Annotated in this window: 16 protein-coding genes; 12 read left to right on the top strand and 4 right to left on the bottom strand. The window is 71.8% G+C overall.

Features of this window, described 5'->3' with window-relative positions; translation table 11 throughout:
* The first annotated feature begins 50 nt into the window (after positions 1–50).
* Positions 51–1,163, top strand: a complete 1,113-nt coding sequence (locus tag ACFFQA_RS21280) for a hypothetical protein (protein WP_377854850.1) — start codon at positions 51–53, stop codon at positions 1,161–1,163.
* On the opposite strand, the gene ACFFQA_RS21275 is transcribed toward ACFFQA_RS21280, so the two are convergent.
* Complete coding sequence (locus tag ACFFQA_RS21275; RefSeq protein ID WP_377854847.1) at positions 1,121–2,308, bottom strand: homogentisate 1,2-dioxygenase; 1,188 nt, start codon at positions 2,306–2,308, stop codon at positions 1,121–1,123. The genes ACFFQA_RS21280 and ACFFQA_RS21275 overlap by 43 nt on opposite strands.
* A gap of 80 nt (positions 2,309–2,388) precedes the next feature.
* Here ACFFQA_RS21275 and ACFFQA_RS21270 point away from each other — a divergent pair, with 80 nt between their 5' ends.
* The 8 genes from ACFFQA_RS21270 (at position 2,389) to ACFFQA_RS21235 (ending at position 13,401) form a co-directional block, all read left to right on the top strand.
* Entirely contained in the window at positions 2,389–3,279 is an 891-nt protein-coding gene (locus ACFFQA_RS21270; RefSeq protein WP_377854844.1) for a hypothetical protein, read from the top strand.
* Positions 3,280–3,337: 58 nt separating this feature from the next.
* On the top strand, positions 3,338–4,549 hold the full coding sequence (gene fahA / locus ACFFQA_RS21265) for a fumarylacetoacetase (RefSeq protein ID WP_377854841.1): 1,212 nt from the start codon (positions 3,338–3,340) through the stop codon (positions 4,547–4,549).
* Between the two features lie 3 nt (positions 4,550–4,552).
* Entirely contained in the window at positions 4,553–5,206 is a 654-nt protein-coding gene (locus ACFFQA_RS21260) for a helix-turn-helix domain-containing protein (protein ID WP_377854838.1), read from the top strand.
* Between the two features lie 132 nt (positions 5,207–5,338).
* Positions 5,339–6,340 (top strand): sporulation protein, encoded by a 1,002-nt coding sequence (locus tag ACFFQA_RS21255; protein ID WP_377854835.1) that lies wholly within the window; start codon positions 5,339–5,341, stop codon positions 6,338–6,340.
* Between the two features lie 117 nt (positions 6,341–6,457).
* Positions 6,458–7,960 carry a cytochrome ubiquinol oxidase subunit I gene (locus ACFFQA_RS21250; protein WP_377854833.1) on the top strand — a complete coding sequence of 501 codons (1,503 nt, stop codon included), beginning with the start codon at positions 6,458–6,460 and terminating at the stop codon, positions 7,958–7,960.
* A gap of 11 nt (positions 7,961–7,971) precedes the next feature.
* Positions 7,972–8,979, top strand: a complete 1,008-nt coding sequence (gene cydB, locus ACFFQA_RS21245; protein ID WP_377854831.1) for a cytochrome d ubiquinol oxidase subunit II — start codon at positions 7,972–7,974, stop codon at positions 8,977–8,979.
* 83 nt (positions 8,980–9,062) lie between these two features.
* The gene (gene cydD / locus ACFFQA_RS21240) at positions 9,063–12,260 is read left to right on the top strand and encodes a thiol reductant ABC exporter subunit CydD (RefSeq protein WP_377854829.1); all 3,198 of its coding nucleotides are present in this window, start codon (positions 9,063–9,065) and stop codon (positions 12,258–12,260) included.
* A 10-nt stretch (positions 12,261–12,270) separates the two neighbouring features.
* Positions 12,271–13,401 (top strand): GAF domain-containing sensor histidine kinase, encoded by a 1,131-nt coding sequence (locus ACFFQA_RS21235; RefSeq protein WP_377854826.1) that lies wholly within the window; start codon positions 12,271–12,273, stop codon positions 13,399–13,401.
* On the opposite strand, the gene ACFFQA_RS21230 is transcribed toward ACFFQA_RS21235, so the two are convergent.
* Positions 13,370–14,020 carry a response regulator gene (locus tag ACFFQA_RS21230; RefSeq protein WP_377854824.1) on the bottom strand — a complete coding sequence of 217 codons (651 nt, stop codon included), beginning with the start codon at positions 14,018–14,020 and terminating at the stop codon, positions 13,370–13,372. The two genes, ACFFQA_RS21235 and ACFFQA_RS21230, sit on opposite strands and share 32 nt — an antisense overlap.
* Before the next feature lie 101 nt (positions 14,021–14,121).
* Here ACFFQA_RS21230 and ACFFQA_RS21225 point away from each other — a divergent pair, with 101 nt between their 5' ends.
* The gene (locus ACFFQA_RS21225) at positions 14,122–14,574 is read left to right on the top strand and encodes an Hsp20/alpha crystallin family protein (protein WP_377854821.1); all 453 of its coding nucleotides are present in this window, start codon (positions 14,122–14,124) and stop codon (positions 14,572–14,574) included.
* Positions 14,575–14,642: 68 nt separating this feature from the next.
* Here ACFFQA_RS21225 and ACFFQA_RS21220 read toward each other — a convergent pair whose 3' ends face one another.
* Positions 14,643–15,158, bottom strand: a complete 516-nt coding sequence (locus tag ACFFQA_RS21220; protein WP_377855924.1) for a macro domain-containing protein — start codon at positions 15,156–15,158, stop codon at positions 14,643–14,645.
* Between the two features lie 265 nt (positions 15,159–15,423).
* On the opposite strand from ACFFQA_RS21220, the gene pheA reads away from it, so the two are divergent.
* On the top strand, positions 15,424–16,350 hold the full coding sequence (gene pheA, locus ACFFQA_RS21215; RefSeq protein ID WP_377854818.1) for a prephenate dehydratase: 927 nt from the start codon (positions 15,424–15,426) through the stop codon (positions 16,348–16,350).
* Positions 16,347–16,961: a histidine phosphatase family protein gene (locus ACFFQA_RS21210; protein ID WP_377854815.1), complete on the top strand. Its 615-nt coding sequence runs from the start codon at positions 16,347–16,349 to the stop codon at positions 16,959–16,961. The genes pheA and ACFFQA_RS21210 overlap by 4 nt, the downstream gene beginning before the upstream one ends.
* Positions 16,962–17,068: 107 nt before the next feature.
* Here the strand turns inward: ACFFQA_RS21210 and ACFFQA_RS21205 are convergent, their stop codons facing one another.
* Positions 17,069–17,224: a hypothetical protein gene (locus ACFFQA_RS21205; protein WP_377854812.1), complete on the bottom strand. Its 156-nt coding sequence runs from the start codon at positions 17,222–17,224 to the stop codon at positions 17,069–17,071.
* Between the last annotated feature and the right edge of the window lie 151 nt (positions 17,225–17,375).

Below are 17,375 nucleotides of genomic sequence, written 5' to 3'. Positions count from 1 at the left end.
CGGCCGGTCGGATGACCCCCGAACCGAAACCGCCCGGTTACGTTTCTCCGGTGCCGCACCAGAACCCACCGATCCCGGCCCCGCCGACCGACCGGCCGGCGGGCGAGCTCCGCTACCTCGACCTGGCGCTGCGCGCGACGCGGCGGCACGTCCGGGGCATCGCGCTCGGCGCCGTGGTCATGTGGCTGCTTGCCGCGCTCGCGTTCGGCCTCGGCGGTATGCCGCTCACGACGGTCTCCATCACCGTGCTCGCCGTGCTGTTCAGCCTCCTGGCCCTCGCCCAGTACGCGGCGGTCGGCCGATGGCTGCGCGCCGCCCCACGGCTGTTCGCCACCGAGCCGTGGCGCCCCGTGGACGTGCGCGCCGTCCGGCGGGACTCCCGCGCGACCGTCCTGGAGCTCACCGAGTCCTCCGGCGCCGAGGTGCACGTCCGGCTCACCGCCGCCGTGGACCTGCTCCGGCACGCGGTCGGTCGTGCCGAGCGGCTGTGGCTGGCCGGACCGGACGAGCACGGCTGGGTCGCGGTGCACCTCGCCGGAGTGCGGGCCCCGCTGCCCGGCCGGATCGTGCCGGAGGCGCGGCGGCGCTCCGACCTGCCGCCGATGGCGATCTCCGCGTTCGACCCGGCGGCACCCGCCTCGGCCGACGTGGTCACCGCCGGGACCGCGCGAGCGCTGCTGCGGTACTCCAGGCAGCTGTACGTGCCCGCCAAGACCCTGCTCGCCATCGGACTCGGCGTGCTCATCCCCGCACTGTGGATCAAGCAGTACGCGCTCCTGGTGATCAGCGCGGTCGCGTTCGCCGCCGCCGTTCCCGTGTTCCTGAGCGCGCGGAAACGGCTGGGGGACTGGCCGAAGCTCTTGCGGCTGCTGGACGCCGGCCCCTGGCAGCGGGTGCCCGCCGAACTCGACCCGCTGTGGCAGCCCGGAGGGCGCGGCTTCGCGGACGGCAAGGCAACGCTGACCCTGCCGACCGGCGAGAACCTGGCCGTGCGGCTGCCGATGCTGGGCTTCGACGTTGCCGAGTACGTCAGGAACACGGGCACGGTGTGGATCGCGGGCGAGCCCGGGCCGTCCTTCGCGATCGGTGTCCCGGGCAGCCCGATCCTGGCCGTGGCCCATCAGCTCCAGTCGGGTCCGCGCCGCGCCCAGCTCCACGCGTAACGCGGGTCCTCGCTCGCCTGCGCGGCCTCGCCGAGGTTGAGCGGGCGGAACGTGTCGACCATGACCGCGGTCTCGTCGAAGCGCTCAGCGCCCAGCGATGCCTCCACGGCGCCCGGCTGCGGCCCGTGCGTGCAGCCCGACGGGTGCAGCGACAGCGAACCGAGCCCGATGCCCGAGCCCTTGCGCGCCTCGTAGTCGCCGCCGACGTAGAACATCAGCTCGTCGGAGTCCACGTTGGCGTGGTTGTACGGCACCGGAACGGCGAGCGGGTGGTAGTCGACCTTGCGCGGGCAGAACGAGCACACCACGAAGTTCGGGCCCTCGAAGGTCTGGTGCACCGGCGGCGGCTGGTGCACGCGCCCGGTGATCGGCTCGAAGTCGGCGATGTTGAACACCCACGGGTAGAGGCAGCCGTCCCAGCCGACCACGTCGAACGGGTGGTTGGCGTAGGTGAACCTGGTCAGCCCGGTGCGGTGCCGGACGAGCACCGGCACGTCCTCCCCGTCGGCCAGCATCGGCGCGGTCGGCACCCGCAGGTCGCGTTCGCAGTAGGGCGCGTGCTCCAGGAACTGGCCCTTGCTGGACAGGTACCGCTTCGGCGGCCCGATGTGCCCGGTCGCCTCCAGCACGAGCAGCCGCAGCTCCTCATCGCCCTCCGGCACGATCCGGTAGGTGCACGAGGTGGGGATCACCACGTAGTCGCCGACGCCGACGGTCAGCGCGCCGTAGATCGTCTCCACGGTGCCGGCGCCGGTCTGCACGTAGAGCAGCTCGTCGCCGAAGGCGTTGCGGTAGAGCGGGCTCGCCTCGTTCGCCGCGACGAAGCAGATCGCCACGTCGGCGTTGCCGAACAGCAGCCGCCGCCCGGTCACCGCGTCAACGCGGTCCGGCTCCGCCCACTTCAGCTCCTGGGTGCGGAAGTGCCGCGGCTTCAACGGAAGGTTGGCGACGGTACCGCCCCTGGTGTCCTCCACCTGCTCGGCGTTCACGATCGCCGTCGGCAGGTGCCGGTGGTAGAGCAGCGCCGAGTCGGAGGAGAAGCCCTCCACCCCCATCAGCTCCTCGGCGTAGAGACCACCGTCCGGCCTGCGGAACTGGGTGTGGCGCTTTCGGGGTAGTTCCCCGACCGTCCGGTAGTACGGCATCGCTCCTCCGGCCCCTCTCGCAGGTGTTCGCAGAGCGGACATTTTTGTTCGTTCAGGTAGACACCACTAGCGTGTCAGGCGTGTCAAGCGTCGAGGAGCTCCGCGCGCCCGGTCCGCGCGGCACACCGCCCCTGCTAGCCCGACTGGTTGACGACGCGGCCCTGTTCCCACCGGGCAACGCCCCGATGGCGGACGCGGTGCGTCACCACCTGGACTCCCGCTCGGAGAACTGGGCCGGAATGATCGGGTTGTTCCTCTGCCCGGCGTCCCGGTTGCCCGAGCTGATCACCGAACTGATCAAGGCGAAGCCGGCCAAGCCGGTCGGCCTGTCACTGGTGATCGACACCGGGCTCGGCGGTGTCCCCAAGGCCGTTTCCATCGTTGAGTCGCGCAGCGAGCTGCTCGCGCTGCGCATGGTCGAGATGCCCGCCCCCTCCGACGTCGACGACGTCTGGCTGGAGCGCGTCTCCGAGTTCGTCCCCGAGGACGTCATCCGAGTCGTCGAACCCCGGCGGCCCGGCACCACCAACGGAACCATCAGCCACGAGGAGTGGCTGGCCAGCGTGCGCCGGGTCGCCGACCACGGCAGCTGGCCCAAGCTGCGCTGCGGCGGCATGACCGCCGACGCCTTCCCCGGAGTCAACGAGGTCGCCGACTTCCTCGCGGTCAGCAGCAGCGCGGGCGTGCCGTTCAAGGCCACCGCCGGACTGCACAACGCCGTGCGGCACGTCGACGAGAACACCGGCTTCCAGCACCACGGCTTCCTCAACCTGCTGGTCGCCACCGCGCGCACCCTCTCGGGCGGCGACGCCCGCGCGGCGCTGACCAGCGACGACCCGCAGGCACTCGCCGAGGAGGCGGGCAGCCTCTCCGAGGCGGCCGCGCACGCCGTCCGCGGCGTGTTCGCCTCCTACGGGTCGTGCTCGCTGACCGAACCCGTCGAGGACCTCCAAGGACTGGGGCTGTTGTGAGCGAGCTCGCGAGCGAACCATCCACTGCGGCAGCGCCCCTCGCTTGCGAGGTGTGGCCGTGAGCTGGATCGAGGACCCGGCCTTCGGTGCCGACCAGCCCTTCGGACCGCAGACGCTGCCCTACGGCGTCGTCGAGTCGCCTGAGCTCGACGGCCCCGCGGTGGCGGTGCGCGTCGGCGACCACGCCCTGCCGCTGCGGCCCATCGCGGGCTCCTTCAGCGACCGGCTCGCCGACCTGGTCGGCGCGGACTCCCTCGACGCGGTCCTGGCCGCGGGCCGGCCGGTGTGGAGCGAGCTGCGCGCTCGGCTGACCGAGCTCGTCACCGCGGGCTCGGCGCCACGCGGGGCGAAGCTGCTGCCCCTGGGCGAGGTCACCAACCGGCTGCCGTTCACGGTGGCCGACTACGTCGACTTCTACTCGTCGCGGCACCACGCGGAGAACGTCGGCCGGATGTTCCGCCCCGACGGCGACCCGCTACTGCCCAACTGGACCCACCTGCCGATCGGCTACCACGGTCGCGCCGGGACCGTCGTGGTCTCCGGCACCGACGTGGTGCGCCCCAACGGCCAGCGCAAGGGCCCCAAGGACCCGGCCCCGGTGTTCGGCCCCAGCATCCGCCTGGACATCGAGGCCGAGGTCGGCTTCGTCTGCGGCGGACCCGTCACCTCGCGGGTCTCCGTGAACAAGGCGCCGGAGCACATCTTCGGCGTCGCGCTGGTCAACGACTGGTCCGCGCGGGACCTCCAGGCCTGGGAGTACGTGCCGCTCGGCCCGTTCCTCGCCAAGTCCTTCCTCACCTCGGTCGCCGCGTGGATCACCCCGCTGGACGCGCTGTCCCAGGCCAGGGTCGCCCCGCCTGCCATGGGCAACGAGCTCCAGGACTACCTCGTCGAGGACCGGCCGCTGGGCCTGGACCTGCGGATGGAGGTCCGCTGGAACGACACCCTGGTCAGCCGCCCGCCGTTCGCGTCCATGGCGTGGACCTGCGCCCAGCAGCTCGCGCACATGACCGTCAACGGCGCCACGCTGCGCCCCGGCGACCTGTTCGCCTCCGGCACGGTCTCCGGGCCGGAGAAGAACGAGCGCGGCAGCTTCTTGGAACTCTCGTGGGGTGGCAAGGAGCCCGTTGTGCTCGATGATGGTGCCGAACGCACCTTCCTCGAGGACGGGGACACCGTGGTGATCACAGCGACCGCGCCGGGGCCTGACGGCTCCGTTGTCGGCTTCGCCGAGGTGAGCGGCACCGTACTGCCCGCTCCGGTGGCCTGACAGATGTCCGCGGGTGCCTCTTCGGGCGTTCCCAGGGAGAGTTCGCTGACCCTGGAGCGGGGCCTCGCCCTGCTCCAGGCGGTGGCCGACGCGGACACCGAGGCACCCAGCATCAGCGACCTGGCGGCGGCGATCGGGGCCAGCCGCGCCGCCGTCTACCGGCTGCTGGTGCCGTTGCAGGCCAGGGGACTGGTGCGCAGGGAAGGCTCCCGCGTCCGCCTCGGGCTCGGCGTCCTGCGCCTGGCCGGACGCGTCATGCCGCAACTGCGGTTCGCCGCGCTGCCCGCTCTGCGCTCCCTCGCGGAGCGGGTCGGCGCGACCGCCCACCTCACCGTCGCCGACGGCAACGAGGCGCAGGCGGTCGCGGTCGTCGAACCCTCCTGGACCGCCTACCACGTCGCCTACCGGGTCGGCACGCGTCACCCGGTGCAGCGCGGCGCTGCGGGCAAGGCGCTCACCCTGCCGCCGGACGGCCAGCCCTGGCTGGCCACCTCCGGGGAGCTGCAGCCGGGGGCGTTCGGGGTGGCCGCCCCGGTGCTCGGCGTGGTCGGGCTGCGCGCGAGCGTCGGCGTGGTGTCGATGGAAACGCTGGTCAGCGACGAGGTCGGGCCGCTGGTGGTCGCCGCGGCCACCGAGGTCGCCGCCGCGCTGAGCTAGCCGTTTTCTGGCTTTTGCTTGGTTTCGGTCCCGATCCACTCGGTCGGGCACTTTGTGAGATCCCGGTACGTTGAGCGACCAAAGGGGCCCGTGCCCGTAATGGTTGATTCATCCCAATTGAGGGGGATCTCGGTGGTCTTCAAGAAGCTGCTCGGCGCGTTGGGCATCGGCGGCCCGTCCGTTGACACCGTGTTGTTCGACCCGAACACCCGCCCCGGCGGCGTGCTCTCCGGCGAGGTCCGCATCCAGGGCGGTGACCGGGACGTGGAGATCGAGCACGTCGCGCTCGGCCTGGTCACCCGCGTCGAGGTGGAGCGCGGCGACCACGAGCGCAACATGAACGCGGAGTTCCACCGCGTCGTCGTCGAGGGCCGGTTCCGGCTCTCCGCCAAGGAGAACCGCACCATCCCGTTCCAGTTCCCGGTGCCGTGGGAGACCCCGATCACCGACGTCTACGGCCAGCGCCTGCCCGGCATGACCATCGGGCTGCGCACCGAGCTCGCCGTGGCCAGCGCCGTGGACAAGGGCGACCTCGACCCGGTCTTCGTGCAGCCGCTGCCCGCCCAGGAGCGCGTGCTCGACGCCTTCGGCCAGCTCGGGTTCCGCTTCCGCAGCGCGGACGTGGAGGGCGGCCGCATCCACGGCCTGCACCAGCAGCTGCCGTTCTTCCAGGAGATCGAGTTCCTGCCGCCGCACCAGTTCGCAGGGCGGATCAACGAGGTCGAGCTGACCTTCGTCACCGACCCGCACGGCATGACGGTGGTGCTGGAGGCCGACAAGCGCGGCGGCTTCTTCAGCTCCGGCCAGGACGCCTTCGGCCGGTTCCAGCTGACCCACGAGGACGCGATGAGCGCCGACTGGGCCGGAATGATCGACGGCTGGCTGCACGAGGTCGCCTCCCGTCGCCAGGCGCACTACGGACACCAGCAGCAGTACGGCCAGCCGCAGTACGGCCACCAGCAGTACGGACACCCGCAGTACGGGCACGACGGTCACCACGGGGGCCAGCGCGGTGGCGGCATGGGCGTCGGCGGCATGGTCGCCGCGGGCGCGGCCGGCGTGGTCGGCGGCATGATCCTCGGCGAGGTCTTCGAGGAGGCCGGCGAGGCCTTCTTCGGCGACGAAGAGGGCTGATCCGGATGTACCCCCGCTGGTCAGGACCTAGGTCCTGACCAGCGGGGGACCCTCGGTCGGGGGACTGGGGACGTGTTGACCTGATGGTGACGGGGTCCAAAGGGCACCGTTGAGCACGTGGACGTACTCGACGTTGCCCGGTGGCAGTTCGGCATCACCACCGTCTACCACTTCCTGATGGTCCCGCTGACCATCGGACTGTCCCTGCTGGTCGCGGGCATGCAGACCGCGTGGTACCGCACGGGCAAGCCCCAGTACCTGAAGATGACCAAGTTCTGGGGCAAGTTGATGTTGATCAACTTCGCCATGGGCGTGGTCACCGGAATCGTCCAGGAGTTCCAGTTCGGCATGAACTGGAGCGCCTACTCCCGCTTCGTCGGCGACGTCTTCGGCGCCCCGCTGGCCATGGAGGGCCTCCTCGCCTTCTTCGTCGAGTCCACCTTCCTCGGCCTGTGGATCTTCGGCTGGGACCGGCTGTCCAAGCGGCTGCACCTCGCGTCGGTGTGGGCCTTCTCGCTGGCCACGATGCTGTCCGCGTACTTCATCCTCGCCGCCAACTCGTGGATGCAGCACCCCGTCGGCATCGAGCTCGTCGACGGCAGACCCCAGCTGAACTCGATCTGGGCGCTGCTGAGCAACTCCACGGTGCTCGCCGCCTTCCCGCACGCGATCGCGGGCTGCTTCGCGGTCGCCGGGACCTTCCTGGTCGGCATCGCCGCGTGGCACCTCGCCCGCAAGCACCGCGACACCGCCGCCGACGACCCCGACCGCAAGGTCTGGTTCGCGTCGCTGCGCCTCGGCAGCTGGGTCGGCCTCGTCGCGTTCGCCGCTGTCGCCTTCACCGGTGACCTCCAGAGCAAGCTGATGTTCGAGCAGCAGCCGATGAAGATGGCCGCCGCGGAAGCCTTGTGCCACACCGAGCAACCAGCGGGGTTCTCGGTCTTCGCCTACGGCGACGTGCAGCGCCCGGACTGCGAGAACGTCAAGAGCATCACCGTGCCCGCGCTGCTGTCCTTCCTCGCCAACGGCGACGTCGACAGCGAGGTGAAGGGCGTCCAGCAGCTCGTCGGCGAGTACAAGGCCCGCTACGGCGAGAACTACCCGGTCGACGCGCGCCTCGGTGAGCTGTCCGGCAAGCCGATCGACTACGTGCCCAACCTGCCCGTGACCTACTGGGGCTTCCGCCTGATGATCGGCTTCGGCGCGATCGCCGCGGCCGCGGCCGCGCTGGCGCTGTGGCTGACCAGGCGCGGCCGGGTGCCGAGGAGCAGGTGGTTCGCGCCGCTGGCGCTGGCCTCGATCGCGACCCCGTTCCTGGCCAACAGCTTCGGCTGGATCTTCACCGAGATGGGCAGGCAGCCGTTCGTCGTCGCGCCCAACCCGACCGGTGTCGACGGGGTGTGGATGTACACCGCCCAGGCGGTCTCGGCAGGAGTGACCGTCAGCGAGGCGTTGTTCTCGCTGGTCGCGCTGACCACCGTCTACGGGGTGCTCGCGGTGGTGGAGGTCTTCCTGCTGCGCCGCTTCGTCCGGGCGGGCGTCGAAGGCGTGATGCCACCGGAGCCCGACTCCGGCGCCAAGCCGGACTCCGGCGACGACGTGCTGGCCTTCGCCTACTAGGAGCGTCCACAGTGGACTTGCCTGTCATCTGGTTCGTGATCATCGCCCTGCTGTGGCTGGGCTACCTGTTCCTCGAAGGCTTCGACTTCGGCGTCGGCATGCTGCTGCCGGTGCTCGGCCGCGACGAGACGGAACGCCGCGTGCTGATCAACACCATCGGCCCGGTCTGGGACGGCAACGAGGTGTGGCTGCTCGTCGCGGCCGGAGCCACCTTCGCCGCCTTCCCCGGCTGGTACGCGTCGCTGTTCAGCGCCGCCTACCTGCCGCTGCTGATCGTCCTGCTCGCCCTCATCGGCCGCGGTGTGGCGTTCGAGTACCGCGGCAAGGTGGACTCGGCGCGGTGGCGGCGCAACTGGGACCGCGTGATCGTCATCGGCTCGTGGGTGCCCGCGCTCGGCATCGGGCTCGTGTTGTCCACCAACGTCTTCGGCCTGCCGATCGACGCGAACGGCGACCGCGTCGGCTCCGCCTTCTCGGCGTTCCAGTGGCCCGCGCTGCTCGGGGCGCTGGCGGTGGCAGGCTTCGCGCTGGTGCACGGCGCGGTGTTCCTGTCGCTGAAGACGGCTGGCGAGATCCGCGCTCGTGCCCGCGCCCTGGCGCTGCGCATGGCACCGGTCGCGCTGCTGCCGCTCGTGCTGTTGCTGGTGCTCGTGCAGTTCGGCGACGGCTTCACCTGGACCGTGGCGCCCATCGCGGTCGCCATCGTCGCGGTCGTGGTCGCGCTGCTCCGCTTGCGCGTCGGCCGTGAGGGCCAGGCGTTCGCCGGACTCGGCGTCGCACTCGCCGCGACCGTGGTGACGCTGTTCGGCGCGCTGTTCCCGGACGTCCTTCCGTCCACACTGGACCCGGCGTTCTCGCTCACCGTGGACAACGCCTCGTCCAGCCCCTACACGCTCGGAGTGATGAGCTGGGTCGCGCTCTTCGGCACCCCGGCGGTCCTGGTGTACCAGGGCTGGACCTACTGGGTCTTCCGCAAGCGCATCGGCACCGACCACATCCCCCCGGTGCACGTCCCATGATCGCCCCAGCGCGCCAAGACCCCACCACCAGCGTGGTTGCCGAGAAAACGGGAACGCGCGGCCCCCTGGGTTCGTTGCCGAGAATGTCGGTGTCGGCGCGGCGGGCCCTCACCCTGGCGGGGGCGCTGTCGGTGCTCAACGCCATGGTGCTGGTCACCCAAGCCTGGGCGCTGGCCACCGCACTGGCCACGGTGGTCACCACCGGCGCTCCGGCGGGCGCGCTCCTGGAGCAGCTCCGGTTCCCGCTGGCCGTGCTCGCGGGCGCGGTCGTCGCGCGGGCGTTGCTGGCCTGGGCCACCGAAGCGGTCTCCGCGCGGGCCGCTGCGGGAGCGAAGGAGGAACTGCGCGCGCGGGTACTGGACTCCGCACTGGCCCGCGGGCCGGAGTGGATCGCCGAGCGCGGCCCTGCCGAGCTGACCGCGCTCGCGACGCGGGGACTGGACGCGCTGGACCCGTACTTCACCCGCTACCTGCCCGCGCTGCTGTCGGCGGCCACCACGCCGCTCGTGGTCGGAGCGGCGATCCTGTTCTCCGACTGGGTGTCGGCGGTGGTGATCGCCGTGACGATCCCCCTCATGCCGCTGTTCGCGATCCTGGTCGGCAAGCACACCCAGGACCAGGTCGCCCGCGCCTCGGACGCCACTGAGCGGTTGTCCGGGCACCTGCTGGAGCTGGTGCGGGCGCTGCCCGTGCTGACCTCGCTGCGGCGGGCGTCGGCGCAGGTGGAGGCGGTGCGCCGGGTCGGGGAGGCGCACCGCCGGGCCACCGGGGTGACGCTGCGGGTCGCCTTCGCGTCGGCGTTCGTGCTGGAGCTGGTCGCCACGATCTCCGTGGCCGTGGTCGCCGTGTTCATCGGCGTGCGGCTGGTCTCCGGTGATCTCACCCTCGCGGTCGGGTTGTTCGCGCTGATCCTCGCGCCGGAGTGCTACCTGCCGCTGCGCGCCGCCGGGGCGGCCCACCACGCCAGCGAGGACGGGGTCGAGGCGGTGCGCCGGGTGGCGGAGATCGTCGCCGACCCGCCGCCCGCCGGGACAGCGCGGCCGGTGTTCCGGCACGCGGTGGTCGTCGACTCGCTGCGGGTCGAGCGGCGGGGGCGGTGGGCGCCCGACGGGCTCAGCTTCACGCTGCGGCCGGGCGAGATCACGCGGCTCGACCTGCCCAGCGGGGGCGGGAAGTCGACCGCGCTTGCGGTTCTGCTCGGCTTCGCGCGCGCCGACTCCGGCACCGTGACCGTCGACGGCACCGATCTGTCCACTGTGGATTTCGAGGAGTGGCGGCGGCAGATCGCCTGGGTGCCGCAGCGGCCCGCGTTCGCGGCGGGCACGGTGGCCCAGGAGCTCGCGCTCGCCGTCGACGACCCGACCGCCGAAGAGCTGGCCGCTGCACTGGACGCCGCCGCCGCACTGCACCTCCGGTTCCGCGACATCGACGAGCTCTCCCTCGGCGAGCGGCAACGCGTCGCGGTCGCCCGTGCGCTCCTGCGCGTGAACCGTGGCGCGCGGATCCTGCTGCTGGACGAGCCGACGGCGCACCTGGACGCCCCGACCGCACGGCGCGTGATGGCCGCTGTGCATGAGGTGGCCAGTGACGGCGTCGCCGTGCTGCTCGCCGCCCACCACACCCATGAACCTGCCGCCGAACTCGACGCCGGCGGCCGGGGCGCGGTGCGGGTGATCAACCAGGCTGATCGCCCGCACCGCCAGCCCACGTCGATCCGCGGACTGATCACCGCGCGGTCGCTCGGCGGTGCGCTGCTCGGGGCCGCGGCGTTGTGCAGCGGCATCGCGCTCACCGCGTTCTCCGCGTGGCTGATCGCGAAAGCTTCGCAGCAGCCGCCGATCCTCACGCTCACGGTCACCGTCGTTTCGGTGCGCACGTTCGGCATCGGGCGGGCGCTGCTGCGGTACCTGGAACGGCTCGCCTCGCACGACGCGGCGTTCCGCCTCGCGGGCAGGCTCCGGGCGCAGCTGTGGGAGTCGCTGGTCGCGCTCGGCCCGGCCCGCGTCGACCGGGAAGCCGCCCAGCGCATGGCCGAGGACACCGACACCATCCGCGACCTCGTGCCCCGCGTGCTGGTGCCGCCGCTGGTGACGCTCGCGGTGCTCACGACGGCTGTCGTCGTCGAGGCGGTGATCCTGCCGGAGGCGGGGTTGGTGGCGCTCATCGCGTTGGGCCTGGCCGCCGTGATCGCGCCGTTGACCGCCTTGGCCGTGGAGCGGCGGGCGTCGGTCGCCCTCGCCAACGGGCGACGCGACGTGAGCGCGAAGACGCTCGTGCTGCTCGAAGCCTCGGCGGACCTGGTTTCCTTCGGCGCGCACCGCGATCGCCGCGCCGACCTCGCGGAGGCCGATGCGGACCTCGCCGCCAAGGCACGCCGACAGGCACTGGGCGCAGGGGCGGCCAACGCGGTGATCGTCCTCGCCACCGGGATCACCGCGCTCGCGGGCGTCGTGCTCGGCGCCGCCGCCGGGATCGACCCACTTCTGGTACCGGTCCTCGCGCTCATCCCCCTGGCCACCGCTGAACCCCTCTCGCTCCTCCCGCCCGCCTCCCAGCACCTCCGCCCCCTCCTCACGCTCTACCGCCGCCATTCGCGGGCTTATGGACCTCCGGAGCCCGTCAAACACGTCCATAAGCCCGCGAATGGCGTGAAGTTGCGTGGGGTGGATGTGGGGTGGGGGGAAGGAGGAGAAGGAGGAGAAGGGGTGTTGTGGGGGGTTGATGTGGAGTTGGTGGAGGGGAGCTACAACGTGGTCGTGGGGGAGTCGGGGAGCGGGAAGTCCACCCTGATGGCGTTGCTGCTCGGGTTCCTGGAGCCCAGCGCCGGACGGGTGGAGGTGCCCGAGCGGGTCGCATGGTGCCCGCAGGACGCGCAGCTCGTGTCCACCACCGTGCGGCAGAACCTGTTGCCCGCCAAACCCGACGCCGACGACGAGCAGCTGAGGGACGCGTTGCGGACCGCCGGGCTGGACGAGTGGGTCGATCGGCTCGACGTGCGGCTCGGGGCGGGAGGCGCCGCGGTGTCCGGTGGGGAGGCACAGCGGCTCGCGTTGGCACGGATGCTGCTGGCCGTGGACGACGCCGAGCTCGTGCTGCTCGACGAGCCCACTTCGCACCTGGACGAGGTGACCGCCGGCCAGGTGTTGGAGCGGCTGCGGGTCGCGCTCGCGGGGCGGACCGTCGTGCACGTGACCCACCGGCTCGACGAGATCCGCGCTGCCGACACCGTTTTCGAGGTCGCCGCAGGTCGTGTGCTGCTCCACGAGTCCGCGTATGCGTAGTCTGGAAACTGTGGACCCCACGCTCGCCGCCCGCGCGCTCGCGGCTTCCACGGAGATCACCACCGCCGCCCTCGCCGGGGACGACGTGGACGGTGTGCTGCCGTTGGTCGTGCGCAGGGCCGCCGCCCTCGCCGAGGCCGACCTCGGGCTCGTCATGGTCCGCACGGAGGACGGCAGGCTGACCGTCGAGGCCGCGCACCCCACCACGGACGACGACCCCGTGGGGCTGACGCTCTCGGCGCGGTCGGCCGCGGCGCGGGTCGCCAGGGGCGGGGTGCCGGTCGCGGTGGACGACTTCGTGGTCGATCCCCGCACGGCGCCGTTCGTCCCGCCCGCGCTCCGCGGCTACGGGCCGTTCGCCGTCGCGCCGTTCGGGACCAGGGAACGCCGTCTGGGGGCGCTCGCGGTCTACCGCCGCCGAGGGGCCGAGCCGTTCAGCCAGGTCACCGTCGACCTCTTGGCCAGCTTCGCCGCGCAGGCAGGGCTCGCGATCGTGCTCGCAGAGGGGGCGACGGCCCGCCGCCGCATCGCCGTCTACGAGGAGCGCGAGCGCATCGCCCGCGACCTGCACGACGTGATCGTGCAGCGGCTCTACGCAGCCGGAATGCAGTTGGACCTGCTCGGGCGGCGGTTGGCCTCTCGGCTGGACCGGGCCGACTCGGCGCGGCTGGCCGAGGCCGTCGACCAGCTCGACCAGACCATCGAGGAGGTCCGCGGCACCGTGCGCGCGTTGCGCTCGGCCGATCCGGAGCCGCCCGCCGACCTGCTCGCCTCCGTTCGCGCCGAGGTCGGCATCGCCGGGGAGCTGCTGGGCTTTCCGCCGCGCCTGGAGACCAAGGGGGACCTGGACAACGTGCCGTCCGAGGCCGCCGACCACGCGCGGGCCGCACTCCGGGAAGCACTGTCCAATGTGGTCAGGCACTCCGGTGCGCGGACGGTCGGCGTGCACGTCCGGCGCAAGAACTCCTTGCTGCGCCTGGAAGTCGTCGACGACGGCTGCGGGATTCCCAAGGACGTGTCCAAGCGCGGGCTGCGTCACCTCGAAGAGCGTGCCGTCGCCGCGGGCGGGCGCTGCCGGGTCACCTCCTCCGCGCGCAGCGGCACCAAGGTCACGTGGGAGATTCCCCTCGCGTTCGCTTAGCGATCCAGGCGGCGGCCTGCGTGCGCCGCTGCATGCGCAGTTTCGCGAGCACGGAGGTGACGTAGTTCTTCACCGTCTTCTCCGCGAGGAACAGCCGCTCGGCGATCTCCCGGTTCGACATGCCCTCGCCGATCAGCTCCAGGACCTTGCGCTCCTGCTCGGTCAGCGACGCCAGCTCGTCGGCGGGCTTGGACGCCTCGCGGCGCATCCGGTCCAGCACCCGCGCCGTCGTCTGCGGGTCCAGCAGTGAGCGCCCCGCGGCCACCTCGCGGATCGCGGTCACCAGGTCCTGGCCGCGCACCTGCTTGAGCAGGTAGCCCGACGCCCCGGCCAGGATCGCGCCCACCAGCGCCTGTTCGTCGTCGAAGGCCGTCAGCACCAGGCAGAACGGCGGTTCCGGCAGGGCGCGCAGCCGCTGGCACAGCGTCACGCCGTCCCCGTCCGGCAGCCGCATGTCCACCACCGCGACCCGGGGTGCGACCGCCTCCGCCCGCACCACCGCCTCGCCGGCCGTCCCGGCCTCGGCGACCACCTCGACGTCGGACTCCGAGTCGAGCAGGTCCCGCAGTCCTCTTCTGACGACCTCGTGGTCGTCGACGAGCAGCACTCTGATCGGCACGGATCACACGGTACTGGGAACAACCGCGAGGGGTCGACCGTTAGCACTCGTAGACGCCGAGTGCTAAAGCCGGTGTTCAGAATGCATAGGGAGGGATTCGGATGGCTCTCGCAGTGCGGTCACTGAGTGACCCGTTCACCACGCTGATCCGTCAGATCGACGCCGACTTCGACGCGCTCACCCGCCGTGCGAACGGTGTCAACAACCGCGCCGGGACCTTCGTTCCCCCGGCGGACGTGCACCGCGACGGCGAGGACGTCGTGATCACGCTGGAGCTGCCGGGCATCGACATCACCGACGGTGTCGATGTCGAGGTCAGCGAGGGCAAGCTCGCGATCAGCGGGCGCCGCGAGGCGGGCAAGGACGACGGAGTGCTGGTGCGCGAGCTGCGCGGTGGCGAGTTCCGTCGCGAGTTCCGCCTGCCCGAGGGCGTGACCGGCGAGAACGTCGAGGCCGACTACGACCGCGGCCTGCTCCGCGTTCGAGTGCGCGAGGTCGTTCGCAAGCCCGCCGCACCCGCGAAGATCAAGGTCCGCGGTATCGAGGGCAGCTGAGCGCTGCCACCGAGAGCGCCCCGGTTCCCCGGCCGGGGCGCTCTCGGCATGCCCGCTCCTCACACCACTCACGCCACCGGGGTCATGACCTCGTCCCACGCCGCGGCCACCTGCCGCGCGCAGGCCTTCGGGTCCACCCCGCCGACGCCCGTGCCGAGCCCGGGCATGGCCAGCGCGCTGACCGCCCTGCGCAGCGGGGTCCCGCTCTCCAGCCGCCCGCCGGACCACAGCCGGAACACCGCCCGAGCCGCCAGGTAGGGGTGCACGGTGTCCTTCGGCAGCCGTTCGCCCGGCTCCCGCATCGTCGGCGCGCTCACCAGCCACGCCGGTGTCGGCCGCCCCGTGCGCACCACCAGCGCCTCGCCGACCGGCAGCTCACCGCCGTGGTAGGCCAGCACCGCCCGGCGCACGCTCTCCTCGATCTGGGGGAACACCTGCGCGTAGGTCGCGTCGATCCCGCCGCGCATCCAGCCGTAGGAGTTCGCCGGGCTGACCACGGCGTCCACGTCCAGCTCCAGGATCGAGCCCAGGTGCACGCTGAGCTCGGGCCGGTCCTGGGCGATCTCCCGCCACGCCTCGGCCATCTCCTCGTCGACCGCGCACAGCACGAGTTGCGGGGTGCGTCGTGGGGCGGGGATCACCGTGTGGGCCTCGTAGGTGCTTCGACCGGCCGTCTCCGTGCGTTCCGCGTCACCGCTCACGTCTCAAGCATCGCCTGAGAGGGGGGAAACATTGCAAGGGGCGAACAGGGGACTGAATATGTCTTTCGCATCTCACCCTGAGCTGGCCCGTTCGGGCGCACCCGATTCGTCCTCAGGGCGTGCCGGATGCGCGGCATAAGGTGGACGCGTGCCGCGCATCGCGTATCTGGGCCCGGAGGGGACGTTCACCGAGCAGGCCGTGTGCCGGTTGCTCGCCGACTCCACCGCCACGGGGCTGAACACCGCCGAACTGATTCCCGCCGAGTCCGTCGCCGCCGCGCTGGACGCCGTCCGCTCCGGTGAACGCGACGCCGCGTGCGTGCCGATCGAGAACTCCGTCGAGGGCTCGGTCACCTCCACCATGGACGCGCTCGCCGACGGCGCCCCCCTGGTCGCGGTCGCCGAGACGATGCTGCCGGTGCGCTTCGACATCCTCGTCCGCGAGGGGACTCGCGCGGAGGACGTCCGGACGATCACCAGCCACCCGCACGCTCTCGCCCAGGTGCGCCGCTGGCTGGAGGTCCACCTGCCCGGCGCGGCCCAGTCGGCGACGACCTCCACCTCGGCCGCCGCGGTCGCCGTGCGCGACGGGCAGGCCGACGCGGCCGTGTGCTCGCCGCTGGCCGCCGAGCGCTACGGGCTGAGCGTGCTCGCCGGACAGGTCGCCGACATCGAGGACGCGGTCACCCGGTTCCTGCTGGTGCGCCGCCCCGGCGCGGTGCCGCCGCCCACCGGGGCCGACCGGACGACCGTGGTCGTGGTGACCGGCGACGCGATCGGCTCGCTGGCGCGGGTGCTCAACGAGTTCGCGCTGCGCGGGGTCAACCTCACCCGCATCGAGTCGCGGCCGATCAAGGGCAGCTTCGGCGAGTACCGCTTCTTCCTCGACTTCGCGGGGCACGTCGCACAGGCGCACGTGGGGGAGGCGCTGGCCGCGCTGCGGCGGCACTGCCAGGACGTGCGCTTCCTCGGCTCGTTCCCGCGCGCCGACGAGGGCGGCCCCAGCGGCTCCGACGAGGCGTTCACCGCGGCCGCCGAGTGGCTCGCCGAGATCAGGTCCGGAGGACGTGCGTGAGGTCCTTGCGCCTTGTTCTGGTCAGGCACGGCCAGACGCAGTCCAATGTGGACCTCGTGCTGGACGCCGTGCTGCCCGGCCCGCCGCTGACCGCCGAGGGTCACAGGCAGGCGTTGAAGGTCGGCGTCGAGCTGGCCGACGAGCCGGTGCGCGCGGTCTACGCCAGCGAGGCCGTCCGCGCGCGGGAGACCGCGGCGCCGATCGCCGACGCGCACGGGCTGGACGTCGTCGTGGTCCCCGGCGTGCACGAGGTGCAGCTCGGTGAGCTCCAGGGCCGCAACGACATGGAGTCCGTCGAGCGCTACCGCGAGGTCTTCGGCACCTGGCTGGCCGGGGACCTCGACCGCCCGATGCCCGGTGGCGGCGAGACCGGCCGTCAGATCCGCGAGCGGTTCCTCGACGCGCTCGACCGCATCACCGCCGAGCACCCCGAGGGCACGGTCGTGCTGGTCAGCCACGGTGGTGTGCTGCGCTTCATGGCTGGTCAGCTCGTCGAGGGGCTGGACAACCAGCTCGTCGGCCGGGCCTACCTGCCCAACACCGGACGCGTGGTGCTGCAGGACGACGGGGACGGCTGGCGTTGCCTGGAGTGGCCAGAAGCGCAGCTGTAGCCAGCCCCGGCCCATCTCGTGCACCTCTCGGTTGCGTGACTGCGGTTCGGGGCAGGCGCGGTGACCACCACAACCGACCGCTTCTGCCCGATCAGCGTTTCCCCTGGTCATCGGGCTTCCACGCGCACGTTGACCTGCCGGGCTTCCGTGCAGGCCTGGAAATGCTCAGAACGGGCGAGATGAGCGTCCTCATTGCCTTCAAAGTCGGTCGGGCAACGCGTCAGGGTATTCCCCAGGCTGCTGAAATCATCCGTGTTGTTCATGAGGCCGGAACGGTATCGACTCTTCTCGTGAAGGTTGGGAGATTCAACTCGTTCTTGCGGCTCCACTGTCACTCCGGAGCGGAAGCTCTCATTGCACGAGGAAGAGGCTTCGCGCATCCGCAGGACTCAGTTCGCCGCGAGTCAGGTTGTC

This window comes from Allokutzneria oryzae, assembly GCF_042429765.1.
GTDB lineage: Bacteria > Actinomycetota > Actinomycetes > Mycobacteriales > Pseudonocardiaceae > Allokutzneria > Allokutzneria oryzae.
The sequence above is the reverse complement of the archived record's forward strand: the minus strand, read 5'-3'. Positions and strand labels throughout refer to the sequence as shown.